Origin of the sequence: Methylotenera mobilis JLW8 (assembly GCF_000023705.1) — a bacterium.
GTDB classification, from domain to species: Bacteria; Pseudomonadota; Gammaproteobacteria; order Burkholderiales; family Methylophilaceae; genus Methylotenera; species Methylotenera mobilis.
Genome location: NC_012968.1, coordinates 1,692,831 through 1,708,555, shown reverse-complemented (window position 1 = coordinate 1,708,555; position 15,725 = coordinate 1,692,831). Strand labels below are relative to the sequence as shown.

The following is a 15,725-nucleotide window of genomic DNA, read 5'->3' as shown; positions in this document are numbered from 1 at the left end:
TTAGTCTGCTTCCTCAATCCAGGCCAGTTGTATAGCTTCTAGGATTCTTTCGCCGCACTTATCAGGGCTATCATTAAATCCATCAAGCTGGAGTACCCATTCCATTAAATCCGTAAAGCGGATAGTTTTTGGGTCAATATCTGGGTGTTTGTCGTAAAGTGCCTCTGCGATTGCTTGGCTGTCCGTCCATTTCATGCGTTTTTCTCCTTATGGTTTGTGGATTATAGCTTTGTCCCCCATAAAAATCATGCCTAGCATTCTTTCTAGGTGGAATTTATCCAGATAAAACTTATAAGCAAAAAAAACCCGTAGCACTTTGTGGAGCGTACGGGTTAAGGGGCAATTTGGAGATATGCACTGCTATAAATAAAAGCAAGTAAGGTGCCAATTAAAATATTGTTAAAATTCAATTGGTTGCCTGTTTTACTGTGCTTGATTGGTGCACCAAAATAAACCAATATGGTTGATATCAACCATTTGTGCATCTCTGTGGTGTTTTGTGGCTAAGTTTTATAACTTTGCTACTTCGGCTTAACGATGAAGGCTGGTCATGTTAAAATGAGAACAACTCCCTTTTATTCAAATATTTGGAAAACTAAAAACCATGTCGCAAGCACCATTTAACTACGCCAATACTTTAAATCAAGCTGACCCTGCATTGTGGGGCATGATTGAGCAAGAGGTAGTGCGTCAACATGAACACATCGAACTGATTGCTTCTGAAAACTACACCAGCCCAGCGGTAATGCAGGCGCAAGGTTCTCAGTTGACCAATAAGTACGCAGAGGGCTACCCAGGCAAACGCTTTTATGGTGGCTGTGAGTTTGTTGACCAAGTTGAACAGCTTGCGATTGACCGTTTGAAAGCACTCTATGGCGCAGAATATGCCAATGTGCAACCGCATTCTGGTTCACAAGCAAACCAAGCGGTGTATTTCTCTATCTTGAAGCCAGGTGATACCGTAATGGGTATGAACTTAGGTCACGGTGGTCACTTGACGCACGGTTCACCAGCTAATCTTTCTGGTAAATTGTTTAACATCGTGCCATACGGCTTGAACGATAAAGAAGAGATCGACTACGACGAGATGGAGCGCATTGCCGTTGAATGTAAACCAAAATTATTAATTGGCGGTGCTTCAGCTTACGCTTTGCGTTTTGACTGGGCACGTATGGCTGAGATTGCGAAAAAAGTTGGTGCATACTTCATGGTTGACATGGCGCACTACTCAGGTTTGATTGCTGCTGGCGTTTACCCTAACCCAGTGCCGCACGCTGATTTCGTAACTTCTACTACCCACAAAACTTTGCGCGGCCCACGTGGCGGTATCATTATGGCTAAAGCTGAGTTTGAGAAGTCATTGAACTCTAGCGTGTTCCCAAGCTTGCAAGGCGGCCCATTGATGCACGTGATTGCGGCAAAAGCTACTGCGTTCTTAGAAGCTGGTCAGCCAGAGTTTAAAACCTATCAAGCGCAAGTGATTAAGAATGCACAAGTGATGGCAGAGACTTTAACAGCACGCGGTTTACGTATTATTTCTGGCCGCACTGAATCACACATGTTCATGGTGGATTTACGTCCTAAAGGTTTAACCGGTAAGGCGGCAGATGCAGCTTTAGGTTTAGCGCACATTACTGTGAACAAAAACGCGATTCCTAATGATCCAGAGAGCCCATTCGTGACTTCTGGTATCCGTATCGGTGCACCGGCAATCACCACCCGTGGCTTCAAAGAAGAAGAAGCGCGTTTGGTTGCTAATCTAATCGCTGACGTGTTGGATAACCCAACCGATGAAGCAGTGATTGCAGCAACTAAAGTGAAAGTACATGCTTTAACTGCAAGATTCCCAGTGTATCAAGGTTAATCTGCCAAGGTTAATTTAAAGCTCATTTAAGGCTAATTGTGAAGTGTCCTTTTTGTGGAACAGATGATACCCAAGTCATTGACTCTAGAGTCAATGATGAGGGTGATTCAATTCGTCGCCGCCGTAAGTGCGGTGCATGTGATAAGCGCTTTACTACCTATGAAACGGCAGAACTGCACTTACCGCAGGTTGTGAAGCAAAATGGTACACGCGAAGAGTTTAAGCGTGAGAAGTTAAGGGTGTCATTTACCCGCGCGCTGCATAAGCGCCCGGTGCCAACCGAATACGTGGATAAAGCGCTAGACCATGTGACGCAGAAAATTTTGGCGCGTGGCGAGCGTGAAGTGCACGCTAGGGACTTAGGCGAAATGGTGATGCATGAGCTTAAAATGATGGATAAAGTGGCTTATATCCGTTTTGCTTCGGTGTATCGCAGCTTTTCTGATGTGGATGACTTTAATGATGTTATCCGCGATTTGGACGTGCAAGCCGTAGCCCCCAAGCGCCGCACTACCGATACTTAAAATACCTCTGAATCTATCGTTAACCCACCGACCGCCCCTCAACGTTTTTGTCTACATTATCTACATCTGACCATACCTACATGAACCTTGCATTGCGCTTGGCAGCGCAAGGTTTGTACACCACTCAACCTAATCCACGTGTGGGTTGTGTCATTGTGCGCGATCAGCAAATTGTCGGGCAAGGTGCTCACCATAAAGCGGGTGAACCACATGCCGAAGTATTTGCGCTGCGACAAGCGGGTGCGTTAGCAGAAGGCGCAGACGTTTACGTGACGCTAGAGCCGTGTAGTCACTTTGGCCGAACGCCGCCTTGCGTACAAGCAGTGATTGCTGCCAAACCAAAACGTGTGGTGATCGCCATGCAAGACCCTAATCCGTTAGTAGCAGGGCGTGGTGTAACTGCGCTGCGTGCGCAAGGGGTAGAGGTAGTGGTTGGTGTGTTGGAGCAAGAGGCTGTTGCGCTAAATGTCGGCTTTATTGCGCGTATGACGCGTGGTTTTCCATATGTGCGCAGCAAAATTGCTGCCAGTTTAGATGGTCGCACCGCCCTTAGTAACGGCAAAAGCCAATGGATTACCGGCGAGGCTGCGCGGCAAGATGTACAGCACTGGCGTGCGCAGTCTTGCGCGATTTTGACCGGTATCGGCACGGTATTGGCTGATAACCCGAGCATGACAGTGCGTTTTCCTACAGCTACTCGCCAGCCGTTGCGGGTGATAGTGGATAGCAAATTACAATTACCGCTAAACAGTAACATGCTTGAGCCAACTATGCTGGCACAGAGCCCCGTGCTGGTGGCTTATGTAGTAGATACGGAGCAGCGCGCTGCAGTGTTGGCGGCAACAGGTGCTGAGTTGCTTTGCATCCCGAATCAAACGCAGCAGGTAGATTTAGCCCAGTTGTTGCAAGTGTTAGCGCAACGAGATGTGAATGAAGTGTTGGTGGAGGCTGGGCAGGGTCTGAATGGTGGATTGCTACATGCAGGCCTGATAGATGAGTTTATTTTTTATTACGCACCTAAATTGATGGGCAGCGCTGCGCACGGCATGTTTGCAATGCCAGCATTTACTACCATGCAACAGGTACCTGATTTGCAAGTGTTAGATGTTCGTCAGGTTGGTGCAGATATTCGCGTACGCGCCAAACCTATTGTGCCTGTAGCTTAGTCCTGATGCTGCTATCTCAATTTTGAGTGACGCAGAACTATCCGCTGCTGATGTATGGTCAAACCTGTGTAATCACAAATATAGTCTAGCTAGCCACGTGTATTTGATATTGCATATTTGGCACTATGTTAGCGCTTAAATGAAAATGGAGTCATCGTGCTGATTGATACCCACTGCCATCTGGATGCAGCCGAGTTTGATGCCGACCGCGATCATATCGTGTGCGCTGCGTTTGAGAATGGCGTGTCTGGCATTGTGGTTCCGGCTGTGACGCGTGCATACTTTGATACTGTCATCAAGCTGTGTCAGGACTATCCAAACTGTGTGTACGCGCTTGGTGTGCATCCTATGTATGTAGAACAATCTGCATTAGTTGATATCGACGCACTACGCACCTATGTGCAAAACCACCAGCCCGTTGCGATTGGAGAAATTGGCTTGGATTACTTTCTGAGCACTCCAAGTACGCACCCTGAAAACATCAAGCTGCAAACCCATTTTTTTGTAGAGCAGCTTAAAATTGCGCAAGCTTACGATTTACCAGTGATTCTGCATGTGCGGCACGCGATTGATGATGTGTTAAAGCAATTGCGTAAACATAAAGTGTGCGGTGGTATTGCGCACGCGTTTAACGGCAGCATGCAGCAAGCTGAGCAATTCATGGCGTTAGGGTTTAAGCTGGGGTTTGGTGGTGCAATGACTTATTCACGTGCGTTAAAGATTCGCGCATTAGCGACGCAGCTGCCTTTGGAGGCAATCGTGCTGGAAACTGATGCGCCGGATATTCCGCCGGAATGGTTAGGGAACGCAGGCAGAAATAGCCCTGCAGAGCTCATGAAAATTGCACAGGTTTTAGCAGATTTAAGGCAGGTTGATGTGGCTCAAGTGCTTGATATTACTGGTGCCAACGCCATAAAAATCATGCCAAAATTAGCTGACTTATGCACACCAGTTAATGCACTACATTAAGAAAGCCAAAAAAACGTTAACAATCAACGGTTGTTTTGTAAGTTATTGATTTATATATACTAAATAATAGATTAAAAAATAAGCGATTTTAAAAAAACCTTATAAATTGGTATGTTACGTTTTTAAGTCACAACAATTCACAAAGTTATCCACAGATATTGTGGGTAGTATTTTAAGTTCTTAGGAACTTTTTAGAAGTCAATATTTATATTTAATAATTTTTATAAAAAAGTGTATAAATCGTTAGGTTTTTTATGTTAGTTAACCATCAGCAATACCGTACTATTTGGCCTAATTTTGAGTATGTGCAGCCCTGTGTTGAAGTTATTGACCAGACCAAACTGCCTCATGCTTTTGAAGTGGCTAGAATAACAACCTTGGCACAGATGATCACCGCGATTAAAACTATGCAGGTGCGTGGTGCTCCTCTAATTGGTGCGGCGGCGGCTTATGGTATTGCACTCTCAACATTAGATAGCTGTTCTGATCGACACTTGCAGCAGTCTGCAGAGCTATTGATTGCTAGTCGCCCAACGGCAGTGAATTTAAGGTGGGCGGTGCAGCGTATGCTGAGTGCTTTACTACGCTTGCCAGATGCGCAGCGCCAATCTGCAGCATGGTCAGAAGCGGCGCATATCTGCGATGAAGATGTAAAGCTTAATCAGGCAATTGGTACACATGGTCTGGTTTTAATTCATGCGCAGTATCAGCAAAAAGCACGTACCATCAATATACTTACTCATTGCAACGCAGGTTGGCTGGCAACGGTCGATTTTGGTACAGCGTTAGCGCCGATTTATGCGGCGCATAACGCTGGTGTTGATGTACATGTGTGGGTGGGAGAGACGCGACCACGTAACCAAGGAGCCAGTTTAACTGCGTGGGAGTTGGGGCAGCATGGCGTGCCGCATACCGTGATTAGCGATAATGCGGGTGGGCATTTGATGCAGCAGGGACAGGTGGATATGGTGATCGTTGGCGCAGACCGCGTCACGGCTACAGGCGATGTATGTAACAAAATCGGCACCTATTTAAAAGCGTTAGCAGCATTTGATAGCGCGGTGCTGGGGCATCATGTGCCGTTTTATGCGGCGGTGCCGTCACCTACTATAGACTGGACTATAGACGACGGTTTGAAGTCGATAGAAATTGAAGAGCGTGGTGCTGAAGAGTTGTCTTGGATGAGTGGTAGGCAGGCCGATGGAACGATGGCAACCGTGAATATCTTGCCGCACGGTACGCAGGTGGCCAATCCGGCTTTTGATGTAACCCCAGCTAGATTGGTGACGGGTATCATTACTGAGCAAGGGGTGTTTGCGCCGCAGCAATTAGGCATGATGCAGCGATAACGCTAAGAATATAGTTAGGGATACAGTGATGGCTGATGAACTGAAGCATGCACGTGAGCAGTTGTTGGAGCTGAGCCAAAAGCTATGCGCGTTAGGCTTGAATCGTGGCACTTCCGGCAATGCTAGTATTCGTGTGCAGAATGCACAAGGGCAAGGTGGTTTGTTAATCACCCCTTCGGGTATGGCAGTGGAACATATGCGTCCTGCCGATATGGTGTGGATGGATTTTACCGGCCATGCACAGGGTGAACTGGCGCCATCCAGTGAATGGCGCTTTCATGTGGATATTTTGCGAGCCAAGCCGGCAGTGAATGTAGTGGTGCACACACATAGCATGTTTGCGACCACGCTCAGCACCTTAAGACGCGATATTCCGGCTTTTCATTACATGATTGCAGTGGCGGGTGGTGATAGTATCAAGTGTGCGGATTACGCACTGTTTGGTAGTCAGCAGTTGTCGGATAACGCTTTGCACGCATTAACAAATAGAACCGCCTGTTTGCTGGCTAATCACGGCATGATCGCTGTGGGTGCAGACGCAGAAAAAGCTTTAAACGTCACGCTGGAAGTGGAAACCTTATGCGAGCAGTATTTAAGAGCGCTGCAAGTGGGTGAGCCGTATATTTTGACGCAACAGGAAATGTTGGAAGTACATGAAAAGTTTAAGGGCTATGGCGCATGGGCCAATAACCCTTAGTGTGCATTATGCGTAAGCGCTGAGCTTAGGTTCGTCAGGCTTATTGTTCGTTTTGTGGTTTGCCTGAGAAGAATAGACGCAGGAAAAATGCTGCCATTAATAATACAAAAACAATCACGCCCAAGCTTAACAATCCGGTAAATGTGCCAAATAAATTTGCGTACATACTCTAATCTCCTCAATAAATATAATCATCTTGATTATTCCGCTGGTAATTTTATGCGTGTGAGAATTTACTCGATTGATTTATATCAATATTGCGTGAATTTCTTAGCGTACCATCACCGTCATTCACGACTGGATTTAAAATACTGGGCAAAATGCAAGCCAGTAAAATAAACGCAGAATTAAGAGTTTTTATTTGTAGGTGTTAGGGCTTTAAAGTAAAATAGGCTCCCGTCTGAAATAATAATTTAAGTGCCTTCTCCATGACCAAATATGTATTCGTAACCGGCGGTGTTGTTTCCTCTCTTGGTAAAGGCATCGCCGCCGCCAGTTTAGGCGCAATCTTAGAGTCACGCGGTATCAAAGTGACTATGCTCAAGCTAGATCCCTATATTAACGTTGACCCAGGTACCATGAGTCCATTTCAGCACGGTGAAGTATTTGTGACCGATGACGGGGCTGAAACCGACTTAGACTTAGGTCATTACGAGCGCTTCATTAGTCAGCGTATGGGTAAACGCAATAACTTCACTACCGGCCAAATCTACGAAACCGTCATCAAAAAAGAGCGTCGCGGTGAGTATCTAGGTAAAACGGTACAGGTGATTCCACACATTACCGACGAAATTAAAGCCCATGTAAAACGTGGCGCCGAGGGCGCTGACGTAGCGATCGTTGAAGTCGGCGGAACGGTAGGTGATATCGAGTCATTACCATTTTTGGAAGCTATCCGCCAAATGGGTTTTGAAGAGGGTAGAAACAATACCTGTTACATCCATTTAACCCTGTTGCCTTGGATTCCAACTGCGGGGGAATTAAAAACCAAACCTACTCAGCACTCAGTGAAAGAACTGCGTGAAATTGGTATTCAGCCAGATGTGTTGCTGTGCCGCGCAGATCGTAATATTCCTGAAGATGAACGCAGAAAAATCGCATTGTTTACCAATGTAGCATCAGAGGCTGTGATTAGTGCGATTGATGCCGATTCTATTTATAAAATCCCAGGCTTGCTGCATGAGCAAAACTTGGATGGCATCATTTGCGATAAATTAGATATTCAGGCAAAACCTGCTGATCTTGCAGAGTGGGAGCGCATCGCTACTGCGTTGGCAAACCCTAAACACTTAGTGAATGTAGCGTTTGTTGGTAAATATGTTGATTTAACTGAGTCTTACAAGTCACTGACCGAAGCGTTGATCCACGCAGGTATCCACACCGAATCTAAAGTGAAAATTCACTATATGGATTCTGAAGACATCGAGCAAAAAGGCACAGCTGCGCTGCAGGGCATGGATGCGATTTTAGTGCCAGGCGGTTTTGGTGTACGTGGTACAGAAGGTAAGATCGCTGCGATTCAATACGCACGTGAAAACAAAGTACCTTATTTGGGTATCTGTTTGGGCATGCAGCTGGCGGTGATTGAGTTTGCGCGTCACGTAGCAGGCTTAACCGATGCCAACAGTACTGAGTTTAATCCACAGGCACAACATAAACTGATTGGCCTGATTGATGAGTGGCAAGATGCATCGGGCAACATTGAAAAGCGTGATGAAAACTCTGATTTAGGCGGCACCATGCGTTTAGGTGCACAAAGCTGCCCAATCGTGCCAAACACACTAGCTGCAACTATTTACGGTGCAGCAGTGAATGAGCGTCATCGTCATCGCTATGAGGTGAATAATCATTATGTGAATCAGCTAAAAGCCGCTGGTCTGGTGGTTTCTGCAAGAACACCGACTGAAGACTTATGTGAGATGGTTGAGTTGCCACAAAACGTGCATCCTTGGTTTGTGGCTTGCCAATTCCACCCAGAGTTTACCTCTAACCCGCGTGCTGGCCATCCGTTATTTACGGCTTATGTGCAAGCGGCCTTAGACAATAAAAAATAAGAAATAATCTAGCAATCAATACCGGTATAGGTAAACCCAACAGCTTCTAGCATCAGGGTTTATCTATATTGTTTATGGCTAATATTTAAGGTGTTAATCGTATGAAATTATGTAACTTTGATGTGGGTCTTGAGCATCCATTATTTTTAATTGCTGGTCCATGCGTGATCGAGTCACAGCAGATGGCGATTGATACTGCTGGTCAGCTCAAAGAAATTGCAACAGCGCTCAATATTCCATTTATTTACAAATCTTCTTACGACAAAGCTAACCGTAGCTCTAATAAAACATTTCGCGGTTTTGGCATGGATGAAGGTTTAAAAATCTTAGACCATGTACGTAGCCAAATCGGTGTGCCGATTTTGACTGATGTGCATACAGAAGAACAAGTACCGCACGTTGCCGCAGTGGTAGATGTGTTGCAGACGCCTGCATTTTTATGCCGTCAAACTGACTTTATCACTGCCTGCGCGCGCTCTGGTAAGCCGGTGAATATCAAAAAAGGCCAATTCATGGCGCCTGGTGATATGAAAAATGTGGTGCAAAAAGCCAAAGAAGCCAACGGCGGTGCAGATAATATTATGGTGTGCGAACGCGGTGCGTCATTTGGCTACAACACGCTAGTGTCAGATATGCGTGGCCTTGCTACCATGCGTGAAACTCATTGCCCGGTAGTATTTGATGCAACGCACTCAGTGCAACAGCCTGGAGGTCAAGGCGATAAAAGCGGCGGTCAGCGTGAGCATGTACCAGTGTTGGCACGCGCTGCTGTGGCGAGCGGTATTGCCGGTATTTTCATGGAAACACATCCTGACCCTGCAAAAGCCCTGTCTGACGGCCCAAATGCATGGCCACTGCACAAAATGCGAGATTTGTTAGAAGTGCTAGTCGATTTAGACCGATTAGTTAAAAAAGCAGGTTTTATTGAAAGTACGTTGTAAAAAATAATTAGGCTACTACACCCACGCCGATAGGTGAGTTAAGCGTTAGTAAGCTAACGGGTGTGTCTGGTTTATTGGTGGCCAAACGATTTAGAACTTAGGAGAAAGTAATGAGCGCAATTGTAGATATTATCGCCCGCGAAATTTTAGATTCACGCGGTAACCCAACTGTTGAAGCAGATGTATTACTTGAAAGTGGCGTGATTGGCCGTGCAGCAGTGCCTTCAGGTGCATCTACCGGTGCTAAGGAAGCGGTTGAGCTACGCGATGGCGATAAAAGCCGCTACTTAGGTAAAGGCGTATTGCAAGCGGTTGAGAATGTAAACACAGAAATCACTGAAGCGATTATCGGTTTAGACGCTGAAGAGCAAAGCTTTATCGACAAAACTTTGATTGAGTTAGATGGTACAGACAACAAAGACCGTTTAGGTGCGAACGCAATCCTAGCGGTATCGATGGCATGTGCCCGTGCTGCTGCTGAAGAATCAGGCTTGCCACTTTACCGTTATTTGGGTGGTTCAGGTGCGATGCAATTACCAACACCTATGATGAACATCATCAACGGTGGCGCACACGCTGACAACAGTGTGGATATGCAAGAGTTCATGATTATTCCAGCAGGTTTGCCATCATTCCGTGAAGCAATTCGCTGTGGCGCTGAAGTATTCCATGCATTGAAAAAGACTTTACATAAAAAAGGCTTGGCTACTACTGTAGGTGACGAGGGTGGGTTTGCTCCTAACTTACCTTCTAACGAATCTGCAATCCAATACATCTTGGAAGCGATTTCAGACGCAGGTTATGAGCCAGGCCGTGATGTTTACTTAGGTTTGGATTGTGCAAGTACTGAGTTCTACAAAGATGGTCGTTATCATTTAGAGTCAGAAGGTTTAGCGTTGACTTCAGGTCAGTTCTCTGACTACTTGGCAACCTGGTGCGATAAATACCCAATCATCAGCATTGAAGATGGTATGGGCGAGTTTGACTGGGAAGGTTGGGACATCCTGACTAAACGTTTAGGTAAAACTACACAGTTGGTAGGTGATGACTTGTTCGTGACCAACACTAAAATCTTACGTGAAGGCATCCAACGTGGTGTAGCTAACTCTGTATTGATTAAAGTAAACCAAATCGGTACGTTGACTGAAACCTTCCAAACCATTGAAATGGCTAAACGTGCTGGTTACACAGCTGTGGTGTCACATCGTTCTGGTGAGACAGAAGACAGCACGATTGCTGATATTGCCGTGGCAACCAATGCATTGCAAATCAAAACTGGCTCATTGTGCCGTTCAGAGCGTATTGCTAAGTACAACCAATTGTTGCGTATTGAAGAAGAATTGGGTGATGCAACTAGCTACGCTGGTAAGTCAGCTTTTTACCAATTATTTAAATAACACTAGAGTGTGTTTGAATAGTTAAAATTGAAAGCCCTCACACTAATCTTTGTGATCTTGATTGCCTTGCTACAGTATCCACTGTGGCTGGGCAAAGGTAGCTGGTTACGTGTGTGGGACTTAAATCGTCAGGTTGCCCTGCAGCAGGAAAAAAACACCACGTTAAAAGCACGTAATGGCACGCTAGAGGCCGAAGTGCGAGATCTTAAGAGTGGTAAGGCTGCAATTGAAGAGCGCGCGCGTAGCGAGCTTGGTATGATTAAGCAGGATGAAGTTTTCTATCAGGTGATAGACCAAGCGTTACCAGAAGCACTGCCACCACCTCCGGTTAATCCATCATCAACGACTAAGCCATAGGCTTATCTTTTAGGCTTGTGCCAATTACACCAATTTAAGCACCTAAATGTTAGGCGCCTAGATTTACCTACCTAGATTTAACTGTCAGAATTTAAACGCTTATCTTAACACTTAGCGCTAAATGCTAGCCTTTCACACTTTGTATATACGCTTACCCAATTAATCGTAGTCTTAATCAACGACAGTTTGCCGTTGATGTATTGGTAACTTAATGGCTAAAGTGAATACGGTAGTGTTTTGAGCGTGAGGGTATGCCCACTTGCTGTGAGTTGAATAGCCTCTGTATTTTCCAAGTTAATTTCGGCACATCTAATCTCAGCCAGTATGTCATAGCCTCCTTGTGGAGCAGGTGCGCTACGCACTACTTTACCCACGGGATCATTGGCTGTGTTAAGGATATTCTCACCGGCTGCTGTCGCTTGCGCTACATGTGCCAGATAGGTGCGGCGCTTAATGCTGCCGAGGTAATGTGTACGGGCTACGATTTCCTGGCCGGTATAGCAGCCTTTTTTAAAGTTAATGCCGCTGAGTAAATCCAGATTTAACATTTGCGGCACAAATTCCTCTTGTGTCTCAGGCTTTACGTCAGGCACGCCAGCTTGAATTTCCAGCCATTCCCAATAGTCAGCATTTGCCACGCTAGCTTGTGCAGATAAGGCGCTCCAGATTGCTGGTGCATGATTGATGTCGGTAAAAATCTCAAATCGTGCGTGCGTGCTGCCAGGCAGTTTCAGAAGTGAGCCATTGTCAAGGGTAACTAACTCGTAGTCATGTTGTGGGATTTCTGCAAATTGTGTGCTGAGTAATGCGTTCGCGTTCGGTCCACTTAGGCCAATTTTAATGATGTCATGGCTCGTGTCCTGCACTTCTACCTTGCTACGCATCACGTACATTTTTAATCGTTTCGCTGTCGCAGCGACTAGCTCCAATGGCATTTGCAGATGGATGCGCTCATGCTGTGCAAACGCCAGAAAGAGGGCTAGCATGCGACCCTTAGGTGTGCAGTAAGCTGTGTAGTGCGCAGTTTCACCCTTCAGCTGATTAACGTCGTTAGTAACCTGACCTTGCAGAAAGGTGAATGCATCTGCACCGCTAAGTTGTAATAGGCCTAGGTGGGAGAGGTCGCACATCACGGTTGCGTTCTCTAACAATGGTTGAGTATTACCCATGTCCATTACTGGTGTGGTGGTTTGAATAAATGCCTGCCATTGTTGATTGCTCATGTTAACCTTTTGTATGATTGCCTATTATCAATTAGTATCAATTAAATTGTGTAAAACGGACTACTGATTATAACGTGAAGCCGATAACCCTGAATTTCAAGCCCTCATTTATTTTATCTACGCTGTTGCTGACGATGAGCGTGTTAAGTAGCTGGTTAGTCTGTCTAGTACCGCTATCAGCTAGCCTGCTGTGTATATCATTACTGCTGATCTGGCTGGCGGCGATTTGCGCGCTGGCTGGTGATGGGCTGCATTTGTTTCCGTGGTCACCGGTTGGTCTGCATGTAAACGCGAAAAACCAACTAGATATCTTGCGTAAAGACGGGCAGCGCTTGAGTGATGTGTCTTTGGGGATTGATAGCGTAATTACGCCTTGGCTCACCATCGTGCACTTTAAGCAACAAGATGCAGGCTATTTGCAGTGCTGGTTAAGCCGACCGCTGTTAATCTTGCCAGATAGCAGCAACGCCCAAGATTTGAGGCGGTTTAGGGTATGGCTGCTATGGGGCAAGCGTGACCAAGTGCGTTAAAAGTTGTTATGCACTTGCTGGTTGCGTTTAAGGCGTTTGCTTCAGTGTACGTCTGCGGCTAACTAAAGTACGCCATTGTGCTTTTAACTCAAGCACTGGGTGTTTAGGTAAGTAGGCTAATATAAATAATACGCCTGCGATGCTCGCTAAAATCCAGCGCAGTTCAAAATTGGCGTTGTCACGGCGCGCTGGTTTTTGCTTTTTCATGGCACCCAAGATGGTGGAAACGCTGTCGCCACGTACATACATGCCATTAATTTCTTTGGAAAGCTCCTTGAGGTAGGTTTCATCCAATTTAGACAGGTAGCGGTCACCCTCGCCATTGGCTACGCTATCATTTCTAGTGCCTAGGTTAGACTCCGAAATCTGGGCGATCCCCGGCTGCATGGCAAAGCTCTCATTGGCCCAGTAGCCAATCAGCTGGTTAAATTCATCATATTTGGGAATAGGCGTGCCCTTATCGGAGCCTACGCCCACAAAGAGCCAGTCATCGCCGCCTTGAAAGGAAGTAAGGTCCTGCCGATTAAAAATATGTAGCTTAGGTGCTTCTTCACCATCGGTAAAAAACACCACTTGCGCTGGTGCAGGGAAGGAGCGTATGGTTTTAGCCAATACTGGCATGCTGGCTCTGATTCTGCTGTTACCAGACCAGCCGTTACGCCAGTCAAAATGGTCTATGGTGTCGTTGATAGCGTCAAAGTTTTCGCAAACCTCAATTGGAGTATACAGCGCGGCAACGCTGACCCCAGCAAATAAACCAATGCTGATGTTGGTGCCGCATGGCAGTTCACTGACCAGTTTATGCAAAATGTCTTGCGTGTAGACTAGCCGTGAAACAGGCTTGCCATTGATAGTTTTATCCAGCACATTCATGCTTTGTGAAATATCGACGGCAAATAGATAGCTGTAGATATTGCGTTTAATCGGCACTTTAGGGTTGAATAAGGCGATAGCCAAGAGCAAAAAGGCAGCGAGCAATAGACTGACATCTTTTCGATGACGTAAATAATTATAAATTGGATGCATAATGAATCAATCAGTTTCTAAGTTGTTCAGTCTTAGTTATTCAATCTTAGCTTTAAGGTAAACCAACCGGGATATTGCCCATAATTAAGCCTGGAGAATCACCTTCGCCGGCACCAGGCGTTGGATTCTCTGGCAGCATGGTGAGTAGGCGGTCTAAATTATGTCTAGCTCGCCAGTTACTATTGTCTAGTCTTAATGACAGCTGGTAAGCCTTTTTAGCTTGGTTGAGCAGGTATTCTGCCTCATCATGCACTGTCATATTAGTGCCGGCAATGGCCAGCCCACGTCTGAAAAAGATATTGCCTAGATTGTATTGAATCGCTGCTTTTTGCTCTATTGATGCACCATTCAGTGCTTTATTAAAGAGTAGCGTTGCCTCTTTGTAGCGTTCATTTTTTGCCAGCCAGTAGGCGGTTGAGAATTTAGCTTCAAAGCTTTGTAAATCAGATTTTGGCTGTTTACCAGTGCTAATGGCTGTGTTAAATGCATCAATCTGTTGTATGCGATTAACGTAATAGATAGCTGCTGCGCTTGCCAGCAATGCCGTGATAATAAATAGCCACGATAGAACTTTCACATTAAAAAAATGAGTGATTTTTTTCAATGTAAAAAAGTTGGCTGCGGTTGTTGTAATGCTTAGTGCCATGTTGTGACCTCTATTCTTTTAACGCCCAGTAATAATGCAATCATGATTGCAGCAATCATAAAACAAATATTTGTGTACTCTCGCCCTGGTACTTTTTCAACGTATTTAATGGGTTTTTTCTCACGATTGTTAATGTCATTCATGGCTAATTGCAGTGACCTAGGGTCTTCCGCTTCATAAGCTTTAAATGGGGTTTTAAACGTCTGGAAATACTCGTGTAGCTCAATCTGCGCTGGTAATGGCTGGTCTTCTACTGGTACAAAGTTCGGGTCAAAAATACTCAGGCCACCAGGTTGGCGTAGCACTATCCAATACAAACTGATGTTTAAGCGTTGAAACCAGTCCCGGATTTTTTGTTGCGTGTTGGCATCTACCCGCCCAGCACCATCTGAAAGCAAAATTACCGCACGTGAGCCTGAATCAGTGACTTTATCAAACAGCGCTGCGCTGCTGGTAAGCCCGCTACCAATGTTGGTTTGGAATAGCGCATTACCGGCGGTTGCCTGTACTGCAGCAATCACTGCCTTTTTATTTTCACTGAGGGGCAGTACGTACATGGCTGAGTTACTAAAGGTAATCATGCCAAACATATCCTGCTGGCGTGATTTCACAAACTCGGTAATTAGCCTAGCCGCCGCCACAGACTTGGTTTCGCCTACTGTGGTGTTGCCGTTATGATCGGCGGTTCCGGAGAACGGGTCATCCATACTGGCGCTACGATCCAGCACCAGTGCGATTTGTGCGCCTACGCCAATACGCTCTACCTTTTGCTCAGTGGTATGCGGTGCAGCTAAGCCTAAGATAATAAAAATCAGGGTGAGTACCGCTAATATTTTTAGAATCAGGCTAATCAGGTTAGATAGGGGATCCACAGGTAGCATATCTACCCAAGAATAATGCTTGGCGTGCGCACGCTGTAATAACAGGGGTAAAAATGCTAGTGGAAGAAGCCATAATACCCATGGGTGAGAAAAAGCCATGG

At 45.8% G+C, this 15,725-nt stretch carries 17 protein-coding genes; 11 read left to right on the top strand and 6 right to left on the bottom strand.

The window, feature by feature from the left end; genetic code table 11:
• Complete coding sequence (gene iscX, locus MMOL_RS07900; RefSeq protein ID WP_015832499.1) at positions 1-195, bottom strand: Fe-S cluster assembly protein IscX; 195 nt, start codon at positions 193-195, stop codon at positions 1-3.
• Positions 196-604: 409 nt separating this feature from the next.
• Here iscX and glyA point away from each other — a divergent pair, with 409 nt between their 5' ends.
• From glyA to MMOL_RS07870, 6 genes are all read left to right on the top strand, one after another.
• Positions 605-1,864, top strand: coding sequence for a serine hydroxymethyltransferase (gene glyA, locus MMOL_RS07895; RefSeq protein WP_015832498.1), 1,260 nt, complete (start codon positions 605-607; stop codon positions 1,862-1,864).
• 38 nt (positions 1,865-1,902) lie between these two features.
• Positions 1,903-2,388 carry a transcriptional regulator NrdR gene (nrdR, locus tag MMOL_RS07890; RefSeq protein WP_015832497.1) on the top strand — a complete coding sequence of 162 codons (486 nt, stop codon included), beginning with the start codon at positions 1,903-1,905 and terminating at the stop codon, positions 2,386-2,388.
• Positions 2,389-2,435: 47 nt separating this feature from the next.
• Positions 2,436-3,554: a bifunctional diaminohydroxyphosphoribosylaminopyrimidine deaminase/5-amino-6-(5-phosphoribosylamino)uracil reductase RibD gene (ribD, locus tag MMOL_RS07885; protein ID WP_015832496.1), complete on the top strand. Its 1,119-nt coding sequence runs from the start codon at positions 2,436-2,438 to the stop codon at positions 3,552-3,554.
• Positions 3,555-3,710: 156 nt separating this feature from the next.
• Positions 3,711-4,523: a TatD family hydrolase gene (locus tag MMOL_RS07880; RefSeq protein WP_015832495.1), complete on the top strand. Its 813-nt coding sequence runs from the start codon at positions 3,711-3,713 to the stop codon at positions 4,521-4,523.
• A gap of 254 nt (positions 4,524-4,777) precedes the next feature.
• A complete protein-coding gene (mtnA, locus tag MMOL_RS07875) occupies positions 4,778-5,872 on the top strand; it encodes an S-methyl-5-thioribose-1-phosphate isomerase (protein ID WP_015832494.1) in 1,095 nt (364 codons plus the stop codon).
• Between the two features lie 28 nt (positions 5,873-5,900).
• Complete coding sequence (locus MMOL_RS07870) at positions 5,901-6,569, top strand: class II aldolase/adducin family protein (protein WP_015832493.1); 669 nt, start codon at positions 5,901-5,903, stop codon at positions 6,567-6,569.
• A 40-nt stretch (positions 6,570-6,609) separates the two neighbouring features.
• On the opposite strand, the gene MMOL_RS12105 is transcribed toward MMOL_RS07870, so the two are convergent.
• Positions 6,610-6,735: a DUF3149 domain-containing protein gene (locus tag MMOL_RS12105; protein WP_015832492.1), complete on the bottom strand. Its 126-nt coding sequence runs from the start codon at positions 6,733-6,735 to the stop codon at positions 6,610-6,612.
• Between the two features lie 262 nt (positions 6,736-6,997).
• Between MMOL_RS12105 and MMOL_RS07865 the strand changes: the two genes are divergently transcribed.
• The 4 genes from MMOL_RS07865 to ftsB all read left to right on the top strand — a co-directional run bounded on the left by MMOL_RS07865 (position 6,998) and on the right by ftsB (position 11,318).
• Positions 6,998-8,623, top strand: a complete 1,626-nt coding sequence (locus tag MMOL_RS07865; protein WP_015832491.1) for a CTP synthase — start codon at positions 6,998-7,000, stop codon at positions 8,621-8,623.
• Between the two features lie 101 nt (positions 8,624-8,724).
• Positions 8,725-9,564: a 3-deoxy-8-phosphooctulonate synthase gene (gene kdsA / locus MMOL_RS07860; protein WP_015832490.1), complete on the top strand. Its 840-nt coding sequence runs from the start codon at positions 8,725-8,727 to the stop codon at positions 9,562-9,564.
• A 110-nt stretch (positions 9,565-9,674) separates the two neighbouring features.
• Positions 9,675-10,961 carry a phosphopyruvate hydratase gene (gene eno, locus MMOL_RS07855; protein ID WP_015832489.1) on the top strand — a complete coding sequence of 429 codons (1,287 nt, stop codon included), beginning with the start codon at positions 9,675-9,677 and terminating at the stop codon, positions 10,959-10,961.
• A 27-nt stretch (positions 10,962-10,988) separates the two neighbouring features.
• Positions 10,989-11,318 (top strand): cell division protein FtsB, encoded by a 330-nt coding sequence (ftsB, locus tag MMOL_RS07850; RefSeq protein WP_015832488.1) that lies wholly within the window; start codon positions 10,989-10,991, stop codon positions 11,316-11,318.
• 215 nt (positions 11,319-11,533) lie between these two features.
• Here the strand turns inward: ftsB and ygfZ are convergent, their stop codons facing one another.
• Positions 11,534-12,541 carry a CAF17-like 4Fe-4S cluster assembly/insertion protein YgfZ gene (gene ygfZ / locus MMOL_RS07845; RefSeq protein ID WP_015832487.1) on the bottom strand — a complete coding sequence of 336 codons (1,008 nt, stop codon included), beginning with the start codon at positions 12,539-12,541 and terminating at the stop codon, positions 11,534-11,536.
• Between the two features lie 74 nt (positions 12,542-12,615).
• Between ygfZ and MMOL_RS07840 the strand changes: the two genes are divergently transcribed.
• Positions 12,616-13,071 carry a hypothetical protein gene (locus MMOL_RS07840; RefSeq protein WP_148207855.1) on the top strand — a complete coding sequence of 152 codons (456 nt, stop codon included), beginning with the start codon at positions 12,616-12,618 and terminating at the stop codon, positions 13,069-13,071.
• A gap of 27 nt (positions 13,072-13,098) precedes the next feature.
• Here the strand turns inward: MMOL_RS07840 and MMOL_RS07835 are convergent, their stop codons facing one another.
• Genes MMOL_RS07835 through MMOL_RS07825 form a run of 3 tightly spaced genes read right to left on the bottom strand, consistent with a single transcriptional unit; the run spans position 13,099 to position 15,723 of the window.
• Positions 13,099-14,097, bottom strand: coding sequence for a VWA domain-containing protein (locus MMOL_RS07835; RefSeq protein WP_015832485.1), 999 nt, complete (start codon positions 14,095-14,097; stop codon positions 13,099-13,101).
• A gap of 52 nt (positions 14,098-14,149) precedes the next feature.
• Complete coding sequence (locus MMOL_RS07830) at positions 14,150-14,743, bottom strand: hypothetical protein (protein WP_015832484.1); 594 nt, start codon at positions 14,741-14,743, stop codon at positions 14,150-14,152.
• On the bottom strand, positions 14,734-15,723 hold the full coding sequence (locus tag MMOL_RS07825; RefSeq protein ID WP_015832483.1) for a vWA domain-containing protein: 990 nt from the start codon (positions 15,721-15,723) through the stop codon (positions 14,734-14,736). Before MMOL_RS07825 ends, MMOL_RS07830 begins: the two co-directional genes overlap by 10 nt.
• Between the last annotated feature and the right edge of the window lie 2 nt (positions 15,724-15,725).

Excerpts from the sequence above, each read along its gene's own strand:
- eno (WP_015832489.1), top strand. The coding sequence starts at position 9,675 with ATGAGCGCAATTGTAGATATTATCGCCCGCGAAATTTTAGATTCACGC.
- iscX (WP_015832499.1), bottom strand. The coding sequence starts at position 195 with ATGAAATGGACGGACAGCCAAGCAATCGCAGAGGCACTTTACGACAAA.
- MMOL_RS07825 (WP_015832483.1), bottom strand. The coding sequence starts at position 15,723 with ATGGCTTTTTCTCACCCATGGGTATTATGGCTTCTTCCACTAGCATTT.
- glyA (WP_015832498.1), top strand. The coding sequence starts at position 605 with ATGTCGCAAGCACCATTTAACTACGCCAATACTTTAAATCAAGCTGAC.
- MMOL_RS07870 (WP_015832493.1), top strand. The coding sequence starts at position 5,901 with ATGGCTGATGAACTGAAGCATGCACGTGAGCAGTTGTTGGAGCTGAGC.
- mtnA (WP_015832494.1), top strand. The coding sequence starts at position 4,778 with ATGTTAGTTAACCATCAGCAATACCGTACTATTTGGCCTAATTTTGAG.
- ygfZ (WP_015832487.1), bottom strand. The coding sequence starts at position 12,541 with ATGAGCAATCAACAATGGCAGGCATTTATTCAAACCACCACACCAGTA.
- MMOL_RS07835 (WP_015832485.1), bottom strand. The coding sequence starts at position 14,097 with ATGCATCCAATTTATAATTATTTACGTCATCGAAAAGATGTCAGTCTA.
- MMOL_RS07830 (WP_015832484.1), bottom strand. The coding sequence starts at position 14,743 with ATGGCACTAAGCATTACAACAACCGCAGCCAACTTTTTTACATTGAAA.
- kdsA (WP_015832490.1), top strand. The coding sequence starts at position 8,725 with ATGAAATTATGTAACTTTGATGTGGGTCTTGAGCATCCATTATTTTTA.
- MMOL_RS07865 (WP_015832491.1), top strand. The coding sequence starts at position 6,998 with ATGACCAAATATGTATTCGTAACCGGCGGTGTTGTTTCCTCTCTTGGT.
- MMOL_RS12105 (WP_015832492.1), bottom strand. The coding sequence starts at position 6,735 with ATGTACGCAAATTTATTTGGCACATTTACCGGATTGTTAAGCTTGGGC.